Genomic DNA, 14820 nt, shown 5'->3' on the forward strand with positions numbered 1-14820 from the left:
ATGAAGCTCTCCCGGTTCCTCCTGTGCGCAGTCGTTTTCCTGCTCTTCGCCGCCGGTGTCGCGCAGGCCGGGCAGACGAGCCTGCGGGCCGCCGATCCCAGCGTGCTGCGGGTCGGCTCCACCTACGTCGGCGTGCAGTCCTCCGGGGGCGGGATCGTGGTGCGCCAAGCCTCCTCGCCCGACGGCCTGGCGAGCGCCACCGCCCGGCGGATCTGGTCGGACAGCCGGGGTCTCGGCGAAGTGTGGGCCCCCGAAATCGTCACCGACGGCGGCCGGTTCTACGTCTACTTCACGGCCGGGACCGGGGCGGCGCACCGGATGTACGTGATCAGCTCCAGCACCGCCGACAGCGGCTACACCGCCGAGACCCAGCTCGCGCTCCCCGACGGCAAGTGGGCCATCGACGGCACGATGTTCACCTTCGGCGGGCAGCGCTGGTTCGTCTGGTCCGGCTGGGCGGGCGACACGAACGTCGAGCAGAACCTCTACATCGCACGGATGAGCAGCCCGACGACGCCGGCCGGGGCCCGGTACGTCATTTCCCAGCCGCGCGAGAGCTGGGAGCGGGTCGTCGGCAACCCGTACATCAACGAGGCGCCCGAAGCCATCAAGGATCCCGACGGCCGGCTGCACATCGTCTACTCGGCCAACGGCAGCTGGAGCGACCAGTACTGCCTGGCCGAGCTCCGCCTGCGCGCCGGCGGCGACCCGACCTACGTGTGGGACTGGTACAAGTCGAACGGCTGCCTGTTCGGCTCGAACCGCGCCACGATGATGACCGGCTGGGACCCGACGCTGTACGTCAACGGCCCTGGCCACAACAGTTTCGTCCTGCTCGACGGCGACATCGCGACGAGCCCGCCCGCCGGCCCGAAGTTCCCGCTGATGTTCCACGCCGTCCCGAAGGGCACGCCGTACTCGTGGGCCAACCGGTACTGGTACACGGGAAGCTTCTGCTGGTGGGGCTCGACGACCTACAGCCGGGCCAACGTCCCGGGCCCGAACGCCGACACCGGCTGGAGCCTCAAGTTCTTCGAGTGACCTCATGACGCGCGCCGGGAGCCGAGGAGCAGCAGGCACAGGACGGCGATCCCGGTGACCAGCCCGGCGACGAGCAGCATCGGATCCAGCGACGGCCCGGCGGCCTGCTGCGCCACGGCCGGGGGTGGCGTGGCCTCCTCGGTGGTGGGCGGCGCCGCGGCGACCGCCGAGGTGGTCGGCGGGCCGGAGGCCGCGGTCGACCGCTTCGCCGAGCTGGGGGTGACGGGCGCTCGTGTCGGCTTGGCCTGCGGCGCGGTGGTGGCAACCGGCAGGACCGTCACTGCGGCCCGCATGTCGGGGTGGACCGAGCAGTAGTAGGCGTACGTCCCGGGGGTGCGGAAGGTATAGCTCCAGCTCTGCCCCTGCGACAGCTGCGGGCTGCGGAAGGCGGCGGGCGCGCTCGTGGTCGTCGCGTCGTGCGGGGCCTGGTCGTGCTGCACCCACGTCACCGTGTCGCCGACGTGCACGGTGAGCGCGGCCGGGGAGAACGCGTAGTTCTCCATCATGACCTGCTGGCCGGCGGCCCGCGCGGGCGTGGCGACCGCCACGAGCCCGATGACCGCCAGCAGGACGGCCCGCCTCATCGGACGAACTCGGCGGCGATCTCGACGTGGATCCGGCGGGGTGCGCGCACGGTTCCCTTGACCCACAGGATGATCCGTTCGTCGTCGACGTGGCGCAGGTCGCCGGTCAGGTGCGGTTCGCCGGTGACGACGTGGTCCTCGCCGATCTCGCCGTCGAAGGTGAGCTCGGCGGTGCGCAGGGTCAGCGACCGGCCGGCGAGGTCGACGTGGCCGCCGGTCGCGGTGAGGCGGGTGCGGCGCAGGGGCAGGCCCAGCAGCCGGATCGACGTCTCGACGACGCAGCGGTCGCGCCGCAGGACGTAGGCCGTGGTGGCGGGCAGGACTTCGGTGTCGGGCATGAGATCTCCGTGCGCAGGGGCGGCGGGCCGGCCGGGAGCGTCCGGCCGGGCCGCCTGGGGGCGTGACGGTCAGCAGCTCGCCTGGTTCAGCAACGGTGTCAGCACGGTCTCGAGCCACACCGTGTGCGTCTTGATGTACTGGTCGAGGTCGAGCAGGTCGGTCACCTGCTGCCCCAGCGACGTCTCGAGGTGAGCGCTCTTGACGTGCGCGATGATCGGCGCGAGCGTGTCGGTGACGACCTTGTCCGCCGACCCGTCGAGCGCCGGAGCCAGCACGGTTTCCAGCCACACGGTGTGCGTCTTGATGTACTGGTCCAGGTTCAGGATGTCCTGCACCTGCTGGCCCGGAGACGTCTCCAGGTGCGCGCTCTTGATGTGGTCGATGATCGGCTGCAGGACCGCCTTCGGCACGCACGAACCCCCGGCCGGGGTGGAGGGCATCGGCATCGAGTGGGTGGGTCCGGACGTCGGCGCCGACGTCGGGGCCGAGGTCGGCGGGGCGCTGGTCGGCGCCGAGCCGGTGACCGTGACGGTCGCCTTCATGTCCGGGTGGATCGAGCAGTAGTAGGAGTAGGTGCCGGCCTGGGTGAAGGTGTGGCTGAAGGTCTGGCCCGTCTGCAGCGTCGGGGAGCTGAACTTCTCCGGCCCGTCGGTGACGACGATGTTGTGCGGCGCGGTGTCGTGGTTGGTCCACGTCACCGTGTCGCCGACGGCGATGCTCAGGCTCGCCGGGCTGAACTTGTAGCCCATGGCCTCGACGGACTTCGCCGAGCCCGTGGCGGCCTGTTCCTGCGAAAGCCCTTGGTACAGCGGGACGGCGAGCGGGCTTTGCTTCGCCAGCGCGGCGAGGTCGACGTTCGTGCTCGCCGCCGGCGCGGCCTGCTCGCTCTGCCCGCCGCGGAGCGTGGCGAGGCTGAACAACGCGGTCGCCAGGGCGAGGATCGCCACGGCGACCGGCCAGTGCCGTCGTCGCCGCACCGCCTCCGGCTGCTCGGGGGCGGTCGGGGAGTTGTCCATCGAGGACTCCTTTCACGGGTACTGCGTGATCAGCGGCCGGGGCTGGCCGTGACGAGGAAGCTCGCCGCGAGGAGCACCACGAGCACCAGCGTGGTCTCGGCGGCGACGGAATAGACGAACGGGCGCACGGTGGCGGCGTCCCCGCGCAGGACGACGGCGAAGTCGAGCCGGCGCCCGACCCAGCTGCGGCTGGCCTGCGCGGCGAGGAGCACGACGGCCAGCACGCCGAGCTTGACCAGCAGCGTCTGGCCGTAGGCGGTGCCGAACACCCGGCCGACGCTGCCGATGGTCTGCCAGGCCAGCGCGACCCCGGCCGCGACGACGACGGCGACCGACGTCATCGCGAGCTTCGAGTACCGGGGGATCACCGAAGCGAGCTCGCCGGGGTCGCGGCGGGCCAGGACGCCGAACAGGAGCACGGCCAGCCCGCCGATCCACGCGGACGCGCCGGCGAGGTGGGCGAAGTCGGCGAGCTGGGTCAGCCACGGGCGCGTGCTCTCGACGGCGTGGCCGGTGAGGCCGGTCGTGCGGAGCAGGCCGAGCAGGACCGCGCCGGTCCCGACGCGCCAGGGCAACGCCGTCGCCGCGCCGGGGCCGCGTTGCAGGAGCCAGGCCAGCACGACCCCGCCGAGCAGCCACACCAGCGCCCGGGCGAACCAGATCCGGCCGAACTGGCTGTCCAGGGCCTGGCCCAGCAGGTCGAGGGCGAGGAAGTCCGACGCCGGGCGTTGCGCGGCCCAGGCCGCCTGCAGGCCCAGCCCGGCGAGCGTGCCGGCCAGGCCGAGGAGCCAGCCGGTCACGAGCACCGAGCGGGTGCCGCGGTGACCGGCCCCCGCGGGCCAGAGGAGCGCGACGAACAGCAGCCCGCCGGTGAAAAGCGTCAGGCCGGTGTAGTCGACGGTGCGCGCGAAGACGTACCACGCCTTGACGGAGTCCACCGCTCACCGTCCATTCGGGACGGTTGTGGTGGGGATGCCCACGGCGGCGGCGGGCACCATCGCGGGCTCCAGGCCGCCGTCGGCGGTGCGGCAGTAGCCGAGGACGAGTGCGCCGAGGCCGTCCGGACCCGTGACGCCGAGGCCGCCGGTCACCGCCCCGAGCACTGGCAGTCCGCCCACCGTGTCCAGGACCTGCTGGGCCGCGCCGGGTCGGCAGGTGGGCACTTCGGTTCCGGGTGGGGGTACCGGCTCCGGCTCTTGCGGGACGGTCGGCACGGGCTCGGGGGTCGGCGTCACGACGACGTCGCCGGGCGTCGTCGGGGGTGGCTGGTCGACGACGGGCACCGCGGGCAGGGGCGGCACCGGCACGTCCGCGGGTGGCAGGCCGGACGGAAGTGGTTGCGCGCCAGGGGTTTCCGGGACGGCCTGGTGGCCGCCGTCCACGACCGGCGGCGGGGCGGCCGCCGCGGCGCCGGGACGCAGGCCGATGCCCGACGCGTAGCCGACGACGACCACGACCGCGCCGGCCAGGCTCGCGGCGATGACGTGGTCACGGCGCAGTGCGGGTCCTCGCACGGTTTCGTCCTCCAAAGAACGGGAATCCGCCCGCCGGAAAGAGAAATGCCGGAGGGATGGGGGAAAGCGGGAAGTGGGGAGAAGAAAACCACCCGGCACGTTTCGGGGCGTGATCCTCACGTGAAGGCCAGGTAAAGTCGACCGGCCGCCGGGTGACCCCGCGCGGTGAGTTGCTGCGCCGGACGCCCGGTTTGCTGGGCTGTTCGGGTGACTTGGGCGGCGAACCAGTGGGGTAGTGGTCCGGTTTGTCCGGTTGGCCGGGCGCGGCGGTGAGAATTGCTTTACGCAGCCGTTTCACGCTTTGCCGGTGCCCGGCCGGGTGTGCTCGCTACGGTTCGCGCACTTGCTCGAATTCCCCGAGAACGCGAGGAATCATGACTTCCGGGTTGGCTTTTTCCCTGCGCGTCGCCGTGGTTTCGGCGGCCGCGGCCCTGATCTGCGCCCCCGTCGCGGACGCGCACAGCGTCCTGTTGTCCAGCACGCCCGCGCGCGACGCGACGGTGACCGCGTCGCCGGCCGAGGCGGAGCTGGTGTTCAACGAGCCGGTCGAGAACCGGTTCACCGAGCTCGCGGTCCTCGGCCCGGACGGCACCTCCCACTGGGAAGCCGGCCCGGCGTCCGTTGTGGACGCTCGCGTCACGACCCCGCTGCGCCCGCTCGGCGCGGTGGGCACCTACACGATCCGGTATCGAGTCACCTCGGCGGACGGCCACCCGGTCTCCGGAGCGGTCCCGTTCCGGCTGACGACGGCGGGCCCGGGCGCCGCGGCTCCGGCAGCGGCCGCTCCGCCACCGGCGGAGGAGCGGATGCCGCTGTGGCCGTGGATCACGGGCGGTGCGGTCCTGCTGGGCACGGGGTTCGCGGTGGCCCGCCGGGTGGCCCGCGGCTGAGGGGTGGGCTACGCCCTTTCCTGCCAGACTGGCCCGCATGGACGCCCGGCACCTGCGCTACTTCCTCGCCGTCGTCGACCACGGCAGCGTGAACAAGGCCGCCGCGGCGCTGTACGTCGCGCAACCCTCGCTTTCGCAGGCTCTTCGCGCGCTCGAACGGGATCTCGGGCAGGACCTCTTCCACCGCGTCGGGCGGCGGCTCGTGCTCACCGATGCCGGCCGGGCGCTGATCGAGCCCGCGCGGCAGGTCGTGCGCGGGCTCGAGAACGCGCGTGCCAGCGTCGAATCCGTCGCGGGGCTGCAGGTCGGGCGGGTCGAGATCGCGGCCATGCCGTCGCAGGCCGTCGAGCCGCTGGCCGGGATGATCAAGGCCGTCACCGAACGCCATCCCGGGCTGTCGGTGTCCGTCCGGGCCGCGTTCACCGCCGGCGAGGTCGTCGCCCAGGTCCGGAGTGGACAGACGGAGCTGGGGCTGCTCGGGGCCGGTGAGCCGCTCGCCGCCGCGGGTGTCGAGGTGCGGGACGTCGGGACGCAGCGGTTCGTGCTCGTCAGCCCGGAGGACGGGCCGTTCGCGCCCGGCAGCGTCGTGCGGCACGAAGACCTCGCCGGGCACCGCGTGATCGTCGGCCAGCTCGGCACCGGCATGCGGCAGCTGGTCGACGAGATCCGCGCCGGCGGCGTCGACCTGACCGAAGTCGTCGAAACCGAGCACCGCGAAGCGATCCTGCCGCTCGTGCTCGGCGGCGTCGGGGTGGCCGTGCTCACCGACTCGTGGGCGCCCCTCGCGCGGCAGGCAGGCGCCCTCGTTCTCGAGCTCACGCCGGCGCGGCACCTGCACCTCGCCCTGGTCAGCCGGACCGGCGGCCTCACGCCGGCCGCGAAGGCCTTCGTCGACGTCGCTTATAGCCTGAGCCGATAACACGGGGTGGGACCACGTCTTGGACGCGGCCCTCGGGCGGGTGATGCCATCGAGGACATGGTCACCCACCGCATCGCACTCATCCCAGGGGACGGCATCGGCCAGGAAGTCACGCCCGCCGCCTGCCGCGTGCTCGACGCCGTCGGACGGCGCCACGGCGTCACGTTCGCCTACGACGCCTTCGACTGGTCCTGCCGGCGCCACACCGAGCTCGGCGCGATGATGCCCGACGACGGCCTCGACCGGATCCGCCACCACGACGCGATCTTCCTCGGCGCGGTCGGCGACCCGTCGGTGCCCGACCACGTCTCCCTGTGGGGTCTGCTCATCCCGATCCGCCGGACCTTCCGCCAGTACGTCAACCTCCGGCCGGTGAAGGTCTTCGAAGGCGTCGAGAGCCCGGTGCGGCGGGCGCGCCCCGGCGAGGTCGACCTGGTCGTCGTCCGGGAGAACGTCGAGGGCGAGTACAGCGAGATCGGCGGCCGCCTCGGCCGCGGCTTCCCGGACGAGATGGCGGTCCAAGAAGCCGTGTTCACCCGGGCCGGCACCACCCGCGTCGCCGAGTACGCCTTCCGCCTGGCCGGGCGGCGCCGCGGCCGGCTGACGTCGGCGACCAAGTCCAACGGCATCGTGCACACCATGCCGTTCTGGGACGAGATCGTCGCCGAGACGGCCGCCTCCCACCCGGACGTCACCTGGGCCGCCGAGCACATCGACGCGTTGTGCGCCAAGGTCGTCCTCGATCCCGGGCAGTTCGACGTGATCGTCGGGTCGAACCTGTTCGGCGACATCCTGTCCGACCTGACCGCGGCGGTCGCGGGCGGCATCGGCATCGCCCCGGCGGCGAACCTCAACCCCGAGCGCGACTTCCCGTCGATGTTCGAGCCGGTGCACGGCTCGGCGCCGGACATCGCCGGCCGCGGCACCGCCAACCCGCTGGGCGCGATCTGGACCGCGGCGCTCATGCTGGACCACCTCGGCCACGCCGAAGCCGCCGAGGAGGTCGAACGCGCCATCGCCGGCGTCCTCGCCGGCACGGCCGTCCGCACGCCCGACCTCGGCGGCACGGCGACGACCGAGATCTTCACCCGAGCCGTCCTGGAGCACCTTTCATGACCTTGCCGGACACCTTCGCCCACCGCTCGGTCGACGCCGACGGGGTGCGGATCCACTGCGCCGTCGGCGGCGACGGGCCGCCGCTCCTGCTCCTGCACGGGTACCCGCAGACGCACTTGATCTGGCACCACGTCGCCCCGAAGCTGGCCGCGGACCACACGGTCGTGCTCGCCGACCTTCGCGGGTACGGCGACAGCGACAAACCGGCCCCGGGCGACGGTGACGTCGAGTACTCGAAACGCGTCATGGCCCGCGACCAGCTCCTGGTGATGCAGGCGCTGGGCTTCGACCGGTTCGGCGTCGCGGGGCACGACCGCGGCGGCCGCGTCGCGCACCGGCTCGCCCTCGACGCGCCGGAGGCGGTCTCGGCCTTGGCCGTGCTGGACATCGTCCCGACCCGGCACGCCTTCGACCACGCGGACAAGGAATTCGGGCTCGGCTACTTCCACTGGTTCTTCCTGGCGACGGGCAACGGCATCCCGGAACGCCTGATCGGCGCCGACCCGGAGTTCTGGATCACGGCCCGGATGAACGCCCGCCACCACGGCGGAACCCCGTTCGACCCCGCGGCGATCCGGGAGTACGTGCGGTGTTTCGCCGACCCCGCGGCCATCGCGGCGTCCTGTTCGGACTACCGGGCGGCCGCGGGCGTCGACCTGGAGCACGACGCGGCCGACGCCGGGCGGAAGGTGCGAACGCCGCTGCTGGCCCTGTGGGGCGAGCACAGCTTCGTCGGCCGCACCTACGACGTGCTCGACGTCTGGCGGGCGTACGCCCATGACGTCCGGGGACGGGCGTTGCCGTGCGACCACTACGTCCCGGAGGAGCGGCCCGAACTGGTGGCCGCCGAGCTGAGCGAGTTCTTCGGCGCGGGGTCGGTGAGGTAGTGGCGGATGACCGGCGCGACCCACGCCGTCAGCTCGTCGCGGCCCATGTCCGCCAGCGGCGGCACCTTCAGCACGTAACGCGAGAGGGCCAGGCCGAGGATCTGTGAACCCAGCAGCGCGGCGCGCTCGGGTGCGTGGTCGGCCACGACCGCGGCGACGGCCGGGGTCACCTGGCCGGTGAACAGCTCCAGCATCTTCGCCGCCGCCGCTTCGCTGGTCGTCGACGCGCGAAGCAGTGACAGGAATCCGGCATCGTCCTCCCAGACGCCGAAGAACCGCGGCATCAGCACGGCCGCGAGGTCCGCCGCGGGCACCCCGGTGAGGTCCGGCAGGTCCAGCTCGAACTCCGCGGCCGCCGCGAAGAGGCCCTCCTTCGTGCCGTAGTAGCGGACGACCATCGCCGGGTCGACGCCGACGTCCGCGGCGACGTCGCGCAGCCGCACCCGGTCGAAACCCTGGGCACCGAAGCGGGTCCGGGCGGCCTCGAGGATCGCGGCGCGGGTGGCGGGGGCGGAGCGGCGGCGGGGCGGGGTCACCCCGCCAGCATAAGTCACCGGCGGTTGACTTACTGCGCGGACGCTGGCTACCGTCTAAGTCACCCGCTGTTGACTTAGGAGGTTGCCGGTGGACACCGTGGATGTCGTCGTGGTCGGGGCCGGTCCGACGGGCTGCATGCTGGCCGGGGAACTGGCCCTCGCCGGCCGCTCGGTCGTGGTCGTCGAGAAGCACGCCGAAGCGTCACCGCTCAGCCGGGCGTTCGGGACCCACGCCCGGACCCTCGAAGTCCTGGACGCCCGTGGCCTCGCCGACGAACTGGTCGCCACGGGCACGAAGGCGGGCAGCCTGAGCCTGTGGAACAGCGCGGGCCTCGACCTGACCCGGCTTCCGTCGCGGTTCCCGTTCCTGCTCGTGACGCCGCAGCGCAGCGTCGACACCCTGCTGGAGAAGTACGCCCGCGACCAGGGCGCGCAGCTCGTGCGCGGCGTGAGCGTCACCGATGTGACCACGCGGGACGACGGCGTCGTCGTCCGCGCCGGCGAACTGGCGTGGAAGGCGTCCTACGTCGTCGCCGCCGACGGTGCGCACAGCACGATCCGCGGCCTGACCGGCACGGACTTCCCGGGCAAGGTGCTGCTGCGCTCGATCGTGCTCGCCGACGCCCGCCTCGCCGAGCCGCCGGACACGGTCATCACGGTCGACGCCGTCAAGGACAGCTTCGCGTTCCTCGCTCCCTTCGGCGACGGCTGGTTCCGGGTCATCGCCTGGGACCGGCGCCACGAGGACGACCCGGACTTCCGCGCCGAACCGGCGGTGGTGCGCGACATCCTCCGGCGCACGATGGGCACCGACTTCGGCATGGGCGAGACGCGCTGGATTTCCCGCTTCCGCAGCGACGAACGCCAGCTCGGCGCCTACCGCTCGGGTCGCGTGTTCTTCGCCGGCGACGCCGCGCACGTCCATTCGCCCGCGGGCGGGCAGGGCATGAACACGGGCATCCAGGACGCCGCCAACCTCGGCTGGAAGCTGGCCGCCGTGCTCGGCGGCGCCGACCCCGCGATCCTCGACACCTACCAGGCCGAACGGCACCCGGTCGGCAAGCTGGTGCTCCGCACGAGCGGAGCCACGATCCGGATGATGACGGTGCGCTCGTGGCCGTCGCGGTTCCTCCGCAACCACGCGATCGGCGCGCTGCTGCGCAACCGCCGGTTCTCCCGCAAGGCCGCCGGGATGTTCACCGGGACCGGGATCCGCTACCGGCGCAAGGCCTCCGAGCACCGGCTGGTCGGCACCCCCGCGGGCGACCTTCCGCTGCGGGACGGCCGGCTGCCGGAAGCGTTGCGCCGCGGCGGTTTCGTGCTCGTCGCGGGCCGGGACGCCGGCCGGGTCGCGGCGCCCGTGCCGGTGGCGCACCGCACGGACGACGGGCCGGGACTGCTGGTGCGCCCGGACGGTTACGTCGCCTGGGCCGGCGACGTCACGTCCCGGGACTGGGCCGCGGTCCTGGGAAGGTGGACCCGCTGATGCAGGTCGTCGTCATCCGCTTCACCGTCCGGGAAGACTGGGCCGGGCGCTGGCTCGACGTCGTCGAGGAGTTCACCCGCGCCACCAGAGCCGAAGCCGGCACGCTCTGGTTCTGGTGGGCGCGCAGCGTCGACGAACCGAACGTCTTCTTCCTGCTGGAAGGGCACCGCGAGGAAGGCGTCGAAGACCACCTGAAGTCGCCGTTGATCCCGAAGATCCAGCGTGAGTGGCCGGCGGCGCTCGTCGAGACCCCGCGCGTGCTCATGACGACCCTGCCCGGCAACGGCTGGCCCGAACTGGCGCTCCTGCCGGTGCCGGGCGGCGGGTGAGAACTGCGGCGATCGGCGGTACGAGTTCCGCTGCCCGAGGGACATACGCGGCGCCGCACCGGTCCTTAGAGTGGAATGCCCAGTCCGCGCTGGGGCGAAGGTGGTTGCCCACCATGATCGACGCACATCGGTTCGACGGAAGAGGCCCCGGCGGCGGCGCCGTGTTCGAAGCGTGGGAACGGTTCGTGCGGGGCGAGGACCAGGTCCCCGGCGTCCGGCCCGTGGTCGCGATCTCCTGGCACCGCTGCCGGGAGCAGTACCGGGTCGACCCCCACCTGACGGAGGCGCCGGTGGCCGCCGCCGGGCGCGAGCACGCCCCGGAACACGACCTCGTCTTCGCCGAACTCGGCTTCCGCGCCGCGTCCGTCGCGCACGAAATGGGTGCCTTGCACGGCGCCGTCACGGTCACCGACGCGGCCGGCCGGATCCTCGGTGAGTGGGGCGATCCGGCGACGCTGGCCCGGGCCACCGACTTCAACCTGGCGCCGTGGTTCTGCTGGTCCGAGTGCGCGGCCGGGACGAACGGCATGGGGACGGCGCTGGAAGCGCACGGCCCGGTGCTGATCAGCGGCGCCGAGCACTGGTGCCAGGCGTTCCACGGCTGGGTCAGCGCGGGCATCGCGGTCCGCGACGTCGTGACGGGGGAACCGATCGGGGGCCTGAACCTCTCCTGCTGGCACAGCCGCCTGCCGCCGTCCGCGGGCGGGTGGCTGGCGGACGCCGTCGCGAAGACCCAGCGCGCGCTCAAGCACCGGGCCCGCGACATCGGCGCCGAGCTGGTCGCCGCCTACTCACAGGCCGGGGCCCGCTCCAGCACCCCGCTCGCGGTGGTGGACACCGCGGGCAAGGCGGTGATCGCGGACGACCGGGCGAGCGTGCTGATGGGCGTCCCGGCGTCGACCCCGGCGATCGACCCCTCCCTGCGCTGGAACCCGGGGCTGCCGGCCCTGATCGCCGCCGTGAGGCACGCCGGGGAACAGGCGGCCCGCAACCCGGACTGGGTCGGCTCGACGCGGATCTTCACCCACCTCGCCGACGAGCCGACGGCGATCAGCATCCGGCCGGTCTTCTCGTCCGCGCACCTGATCGGGCACCTGGTCTCGTTCGGGGTCGGCGAAGGCGCGCCGCTGCCGCCGCCGGACGGGCCCGGCGTGCCACCGCGCCGGGTGGTCGGGATGCGCGAGAACCGGATGGTGCTGCTGCGGCTGCCGGAAGTCTCCCTCGCGGAGTCGGAGGGCAACGACGTGTGGCTGTCCACCGCGCAAGGACGGCTGCGCGCGGCGTCCGCGAGCCTGGACAAGCTCGACACCGAGCTGGCCGGGGCCGGTTTCCTGCGGGTGCACCGCCGGTACGTCGTCAACCTCAGCCGCATCCGGGAGATCGAGCGCGGCCACAAGGGCGAGCTGCGGCTCGTCATGGACGGCGGCGCGAACGAGATGGTGCCGGTCTCCCGCCGCAACGCACCGGCCGTGCGCCGCGCGCTGAACATCTGACCCGCGGAGGACGGCCGTGCGTGGAATCCGCGACTGGTGGCCCGGCCGGCTCGACCTGGGCCGGCTCCGGCGGCACTCGGCGGGTCCCTTCGGGCCGGACTTCGACTACGCCGCCGAGTTCCGGACCCTCGACCTCGACGCCGTCGCACGGGACGTCGACGAAGTGCTGACGACGTCACAGGAGTGGTGGCCCGCCGACTTCGGCCACTACGGGCCGCTCGTGCTGCGGATGGTCTGGCACTGCGCCGGGACGTACCGGATCGGCGACGGCCGCGGCGGCCCGGGCGCGGGCCTGCAGCGCTTCGCCCCGCAGAACAGCTGGCCGGACAACCGCAACCTCGACAAGGCGCGGCGGCTGCTCTGGCCGGTCAAGCGCAAGTACGGCCGCAAGATCTCGTGGGCCGACCTGATGGTCTTCGCGGGCAACCGCGCCCTGGAGACGATGGGCTTCACGACCTTCGGCTTCGCGGGCGGGCGCGAGGACGCCTGGGAGCCCGACGAAGACGTCGACTGGGGGCCCGAGCACGCCTGGCTCGGCGACGAGCGGCACGACGGCGTCCGGGAGCTGCGGCACCCCCTCGCGGCCGACCAGCAGGGCCTCATCTACGTCAACCCGGAAGGGCCGAACACCGTCCCGGACCCGCTCACCTCGGCCCGGGACATCCGCGAGACGTTCCGCCGCATGGGGATGTCCGACGAGGAAACCGTCGCGCTGATCGCGGGCGGGCACACGTTCGGCAAGACGCACGGCGCCGCCGACCCGGACATCCACCTCGGGCCCGCCCCCGAAGGCGCGGCCCTCGAAGAACAGGGCCTGGGCTGGCGCAGCGGGTACCGCACCGGCACGGGCGCGGACGCCATCTCCAGCGGCTTGGAAGGGACCTGGACGCCCACCCCGACCCGGTGGGACAACAGTTTCCTCGAGACGCTGTTCGGCCACGAGTGGGACCTGGAGCTGAGCCCCGGCGGGCGGTGGCAGTGGATCCCGCGGGGCGACGGCGGGGCGGGCACCGTCCCGGACGCCCACGACCCCGGGAAAACACACGCCCCGACGATCCTGACGACGGATCTGGCCCTGCGCGTGGACCCGGGCTACGAACCGATCGCCCGGGGCTTCCTGGCGCACCCGGACCGGTTGGCAAGCGCTTTCGCCCGGACCTGGTTCAAGCTGACCCACCTCGACCTGGGGCCTCGCGAGCGTTACCTCGGCCCGCTGGTCCCGGCGGAACGGCTGCGGTGGCAGGACCCGGTGCCCGCCGTGGACCACGAACTCGTCTCGGCGGCGGACATCGCCGTGCTCAAACGGGAAATCCTCGCGTCCGGGCTGACGGTCGCCAGGCTCGTCTCGACGGCGTGGGCGTCCGCCTCGACGTTCCGGGTCAGCGACAGGCGCGGCGGCGCGAACGGCGCCCGGATCCGCCTCGAGCCCCAGTGCCACTGGGAGGTCAACGAACCCGGGCAGCTGGCGCACGTGCTGCGCGTCCTGGAAGACGTCAGGCAGTCTTCGGGCAAGAGGATTTCGCTGGCCGACCTGATCGTGCTCGGCGGCGTAGCGGCCCTCGAGCAGGCGGCCGGCGTCGAAGTCCCGTTCACCCCGGGACGAACGGACGCGACGCAGGAGTGGACCGACACGAAGTCTTTCGCCGTTCTCGAACCGGCCGGCGACGGATTCCGCAACCACGAAGGAAAAGCGCCGGACCCGGAGCGGCAGCTGGTCGAGCGCGCGAGCCTGCTGGGCCTGAGCCCGCCGGAGATGACGGTGCTCGTGGGCGGTCTGCGTGTCCTGGGCGCGAACCACCGGAACTCGCCGCTCGGCGTGTTCACGTCCCGGATCGGCTTGCTGACCAACGACTTCTTCGTGCACCTGCTCGACCCGGGCGTGCGGTGGCAGCCGGCCGGCGACGTCTTCGAGGGCCGGGACCGGGTCACCGGCGAGCTCCGGTGGACCGGCAGCCGGGTCGACCTCGTCTTCGGCGCGAACTCCGAACTCCGTGCGCTGGCGGAGGTCTACGCGAGCGACGAGGGGAAGTTCGTGCGTGACTTCGTCGCCGCGTGGGACCGGGTCATGAACCTCGATCGCCAGTGGGGCCCGATCGGCTGTGAACGGTAGCCGGTCGCCGGTGAACGGCGCGAGGCCCGTTCGCGCGCCACGCCCGGCGTAGCTTGATTTCCGGCCATGGAGATCGGGGTGAGGAGGACGAAGGCCGATGACGAGCATCCAAGAACGGACCGACCTGCTCAACAAGATCGGGTTGGACGCGCAGAACAAGGCGGCGCTGGGCGCCGTCCTGGGCACCGGGAACATCGGGCAGGCCCTGGAAGGGCCGGGCGGCCGGCTGCAGGCCACCATCCGCATCAACCCGGACGAGCTCACCTGGGATCCGTCCATTTTGGTCATGCCGCACGGCGGTGACCTGGAGCTCGAGCTCATCAACGACGACCGGAACACGCACTGCGCCCTGCTGCCGAGCAACGGCGACCGGAAGTTCATCTGGCTGGTGAACCACTCCAAGGGCCGCGCGACGCTCAACCTCGACGGGCCGGGCTACTACTGGTTCAGCTCGCCCACGGGCAACGACGAGGGCCGGGGGCTGACCGGCGCGATCGTCGTCCTCGGGGACGCGCCGCCGGAGGCCCGCCTCGACCGACCCCAGCAGCCGCGGCCGTGAG

At 72.7% G+C, this 14820-nt stretch carries 16 protein-coding genes; 10 read left to right on the top strand and 6 right to left on the bottom strand.

From position 1 onward, the window contains the following. The gene (locus tag ACYVLJ_RS37305) at nt 1–1041 is read left to right on the top strand and encodes a glycoside hydrolase family 43 protein (protein WP_460442205.1); all 1041 of its coding nucleotides are present in this window, start codon (nt 1–3) and stop codon (nt 1039–1041) included. A gap of 2 nt (nt 1042–1043) precedes the next feature. Here the strand turns inward: ACYVLJ_RS37305 and ACYVLJ_RS37310 are convergent, their stop codons facing one another. The 5 genes from ACYVLJ_RS37310 to ACYVLJ_RS37330 all read right to left on the bottom strand — a co-directional run bounded on the left by ACYVLJ_RS37310 (nt 1044) and on the right by ACYVLJ_RS37330 (nt 4494). Beyond that, entirely contained in the window at nt 1044–1625 is a 582-nt protein-coding gene (locus ACYVLJ_RS37310; RefSeq protein WP_460442206.1) for a cupredoxin domain-containing protein, read from the bottom strand. After that, nucleotides 1622–1963 carry a hypothetical protein gene (locus tag ACYVLJ_RS37315; protein WP_460442207.1) on the bottom strand — a complete coding sequence of 114 codons (342 nt, stop codon included), beginning with the start codon at nt 1961–1963 and terminating at the stop codon, nt 1622–1624. Before ACYVLJ_RS37315 ends, ACYVLJ_RS37310 begins: the two co-directional genes overlap by 4 nt. A gap of 69 nt (nt 1964–2032) precedes the next feature. Next, complete coding sequence (locus ACYVLJ_RS37320) at nt 2033–2980, bottom strand: cupredoxin domain-containing protein (protein ID WP_460442208.1); 948 nt, start codon at nt 2978–2980, stop codon at nt 2033–2035. A 29-nt stretch (nt 2981–3009) separates the two neighbouring features. Next, nucleotides 3010–3918 carry a copper resistance D family protein gene (locus tag ACYVLJ_RS37325; protein WP_460442209.1) on the bottom strand — a complete coding sequence of 303 codons (909 nt, stop codon included), beginning with the start codon at nt 3916–3918 and terminating at the stop codon, nt 3010–3012. Nucleotides 3919–3921: 3 nt separating this feature from the next. Further along, nucleotides 3922–4494, bottom strand: coding sequence for a hypothetical protein (locus ACYVLJ_RS37330; protein WP_460442210.1), 573 nt, complete (start codon nt 4492–4494; stop codon nt 3922–3924). Between the two features lie 374 nt (nt 4495–4868). On the opposite strand from ACYVLJ_RS37330, the gene ACYVLJ_RS37335 reads away from it, so the two are divergent. Genes ACYVLJ_RS37335 through ACYVLJ_RS37350 form a run of 4 tightly spaced genes read left to right on the top strand, consistent with a single transcriptional unit; the run spans nt 4869 to nt 8306 of the window. Next, nucleotides 4869–5384, top strand: coding sequence for a copper resistance CopC family protein (locus ACYVLJ_RS37335; RefSeq protein WP_460442211.1), 516 nt, complete (start codon nt 4869–4871; stop codon nt 5382–5384). A gap of 37 nt (nt 5385–5421) precedes the next feature. Then, complete coding sequence (locus tag ACYVLJ_RS37340) at nt 5422–6303, top strand: LysR family transcriptional regulator (protein WP_460442212.1); 882 nt, start codon at nt 5422–5424, stop codon at nt 6301–6303. A 57-nt stretch (nt 6304–6360) separates the two neighbouring features. Continuing rightward, the gene (locus ACYVLJ_RS37345; protein WP_460442213.1) at nt 6361–7419 is read left to right on the top strand and encodes an isocitrate/isopropylmalate dehydrogenase family protein; all 1059 of its coding nucleotides are present in this window, start codon (nt 6361–6363) and stop codon (nt 7417–7419) included. Further along, complete coding sequence (locus ACYVLJ_RS37350) at nt 7416–8306, top strand: alpha/beta fold hydrolase (protein ID WP_460442214.1); 891 nt, start codon at nt 7416–7418, stop codon at nt 8304–8306. Before ACYVLJ_RS37345 ends, ACYVLJ_RS37350 begins: the two co-directional genes overlap by 4 nt. On the opposite strand, the gene ACYVLJ_RS37355 is transcribed toward ACYVLJ_RS37350, so the two are convergent. Further along, a complete protein-coding gene (locus ACYVLJ_RS37355; protein ID WP_460442215.1) occupies nt 8231–8842 on the bottom strand; it encodes a TetR/AcrR family transcriptional regulator in 612 nt (203 codons plus the stop codon). The two genes, ACYVLJ_RS37350 and ACYVLJ_RS37355, sit on opposite strands and share 76 nt — an antisense overlap. Nucleotides 8843–8930: 88 nt before the next feature. On the opposite strand from ACYVLJ_RS37355, the gene ACYVLJ_RS37360 reads away from it, so the two are divergent. From ACYVLJ_RS37360 to ACYVLJ_RS37380, 5 genes are all read left to right on the top strand, one after another. Then, complete coding sequence (locus ACYVLJ_RS37360) at nt 8931–10328, top strand: FAD-dependent monooxygenase family protein (RefSeq protein ID WP_460442216.1); 1398 nt, start codon at nt 8931–8933, stop codon at nt 10326–10328. After that, a complete protein-coding gene (locus ACYVLJ_RS37365; protein WP_451984555.1) occupies nt 10328–10657 on the top strand; it encodes a putative quinol monooxygenase in 330 nt (109 codons plus the stop codon). The genes ACYVLJ_RS37360 and ACYVLJ_RS37365 overlap by 1 nt, the downstream gene beginning before the upstream one ends. Before the next feature lie 113 nt (nt 10658–10770). Beyond that, entirely contained in the window at nt 10771–12150 is a 1380-nt protein-coding gene (locus ACYVLJ_RS37370) for a DNA-binding protein (RefSeq protein ID WP_460442217.1), read from the top strand. Between the two features lie 16 nt (nt 12151–12166). Further along, nucleotides 12167–14260: a catalase/peroxidase gene (katG, locus tag ACYVLJ_RS37375; RefSeq protein ID WP_460442218.1), complete on the top strand. Its 2094-nt coding sequence runs from the start codon at nt 12167–12169 to the stop codon at nt 14258–14260. 97 nt (nt 14261–14357) lie between these two features. Then, a complete protein-coding gene (locus ACYVLJ_RS37380) occupies nt 14358–14819 on the top strand; it encodes an MSMEG_3727 family PQQ-associated protein (protein WP_451984561.1) in 462 nt (153 codons plus the stop codon). Nucleotide 14820 lies beyond the last annotated feature (1 nt).

The organism is Amycolatopsis stemonae (genome assembly GCF_054781455.1).

Excerpts from the sequence above, each read along its gene's own strand:
- ACYVLJ_RS37345 (WP_460442213.1), top strand. The coding sequence starts at position 6,361 with ATGGTCACCCACCGCATCGCACTCATCCCAGGGGACGGCATCGGCCAG.
- ACYVLJ_RS37370 (WP_460442217.1), top strand. The coding sequence starts at position 10,771 with ATGATCGACGCACATCGGTTCGACGGAAGAGGCCCCGGCGGCGGCGCC.
- ACYVLJ_RS37340 (WP_460442212.1), top strand. The coding sequence starts at position 5,422 with ATGGACGCCCGGCACCTGCGCTACTTCCTCGCCGTCGTCGACCACGGC.
- ACYVLJ_RS37310 (WP_460442206.1), bottom strand. The coding sequence starts at position 1,625 with ATGAGGCGGGCCGTCCTGCTGGCGGTCATCGGGCTCGTGGCGGTCGCC.
- ACYVLJ_RS37315 (WP_460442207.1), bottom strand. The coding sequence starts at position 1,963 with ATGCCCGACACCGAAGTCCTGCCCGCCACCACGGCCTACGTCCTGCGG.
- ACYVLJ_RS37380 (WP_451984561.1), top strand. The coding sequence starts at position 14,358 with ATGACGAGCATCCAAGAACGGACCGACCTGCTCAACAAGATCGGGTTG.
- ACYVLJ_RS37365 (WP_451984555.1), top strand. The coding sequence starts at position 10,328 with ATGCAGGTCGTCGTCATCCGCTTCACCGTCCGGGAAGACTGGGCCGGG.
- ACYVLJ_RS37335 (WP_460442211.1), top strand. The coding sequence starts at position 4,869 with ATGACTTCCGGGTTGGCTTTTTCCCTGCGCGTCGCCGTGGTTTCGGCG.
- ACYVLJ_RS37350 (WP_460442214.1), top strand. The coding sequence starts at position 7,416 with ATGACCTTGCCGGACACCTTCGCCCACCGCTCGGTCGACGCCGACGGG.
- ACYVLJ_RS37320 (WP_460442208.1), bottom strand. The coding sequence starts at position 2,980 with ATGGACAACTCCCCGACCGCCCCCGAGCAGCCGGAGGCGGTGCGGCGA.
- ACYVLJ_RS37305 (WP_460442205.1), top strand. The coding sequence starts at position 1 with ATGAAGCTCTCCCGGTTCCTCCTGTGCGCAGTCGTTTTCCTGCTCTTC.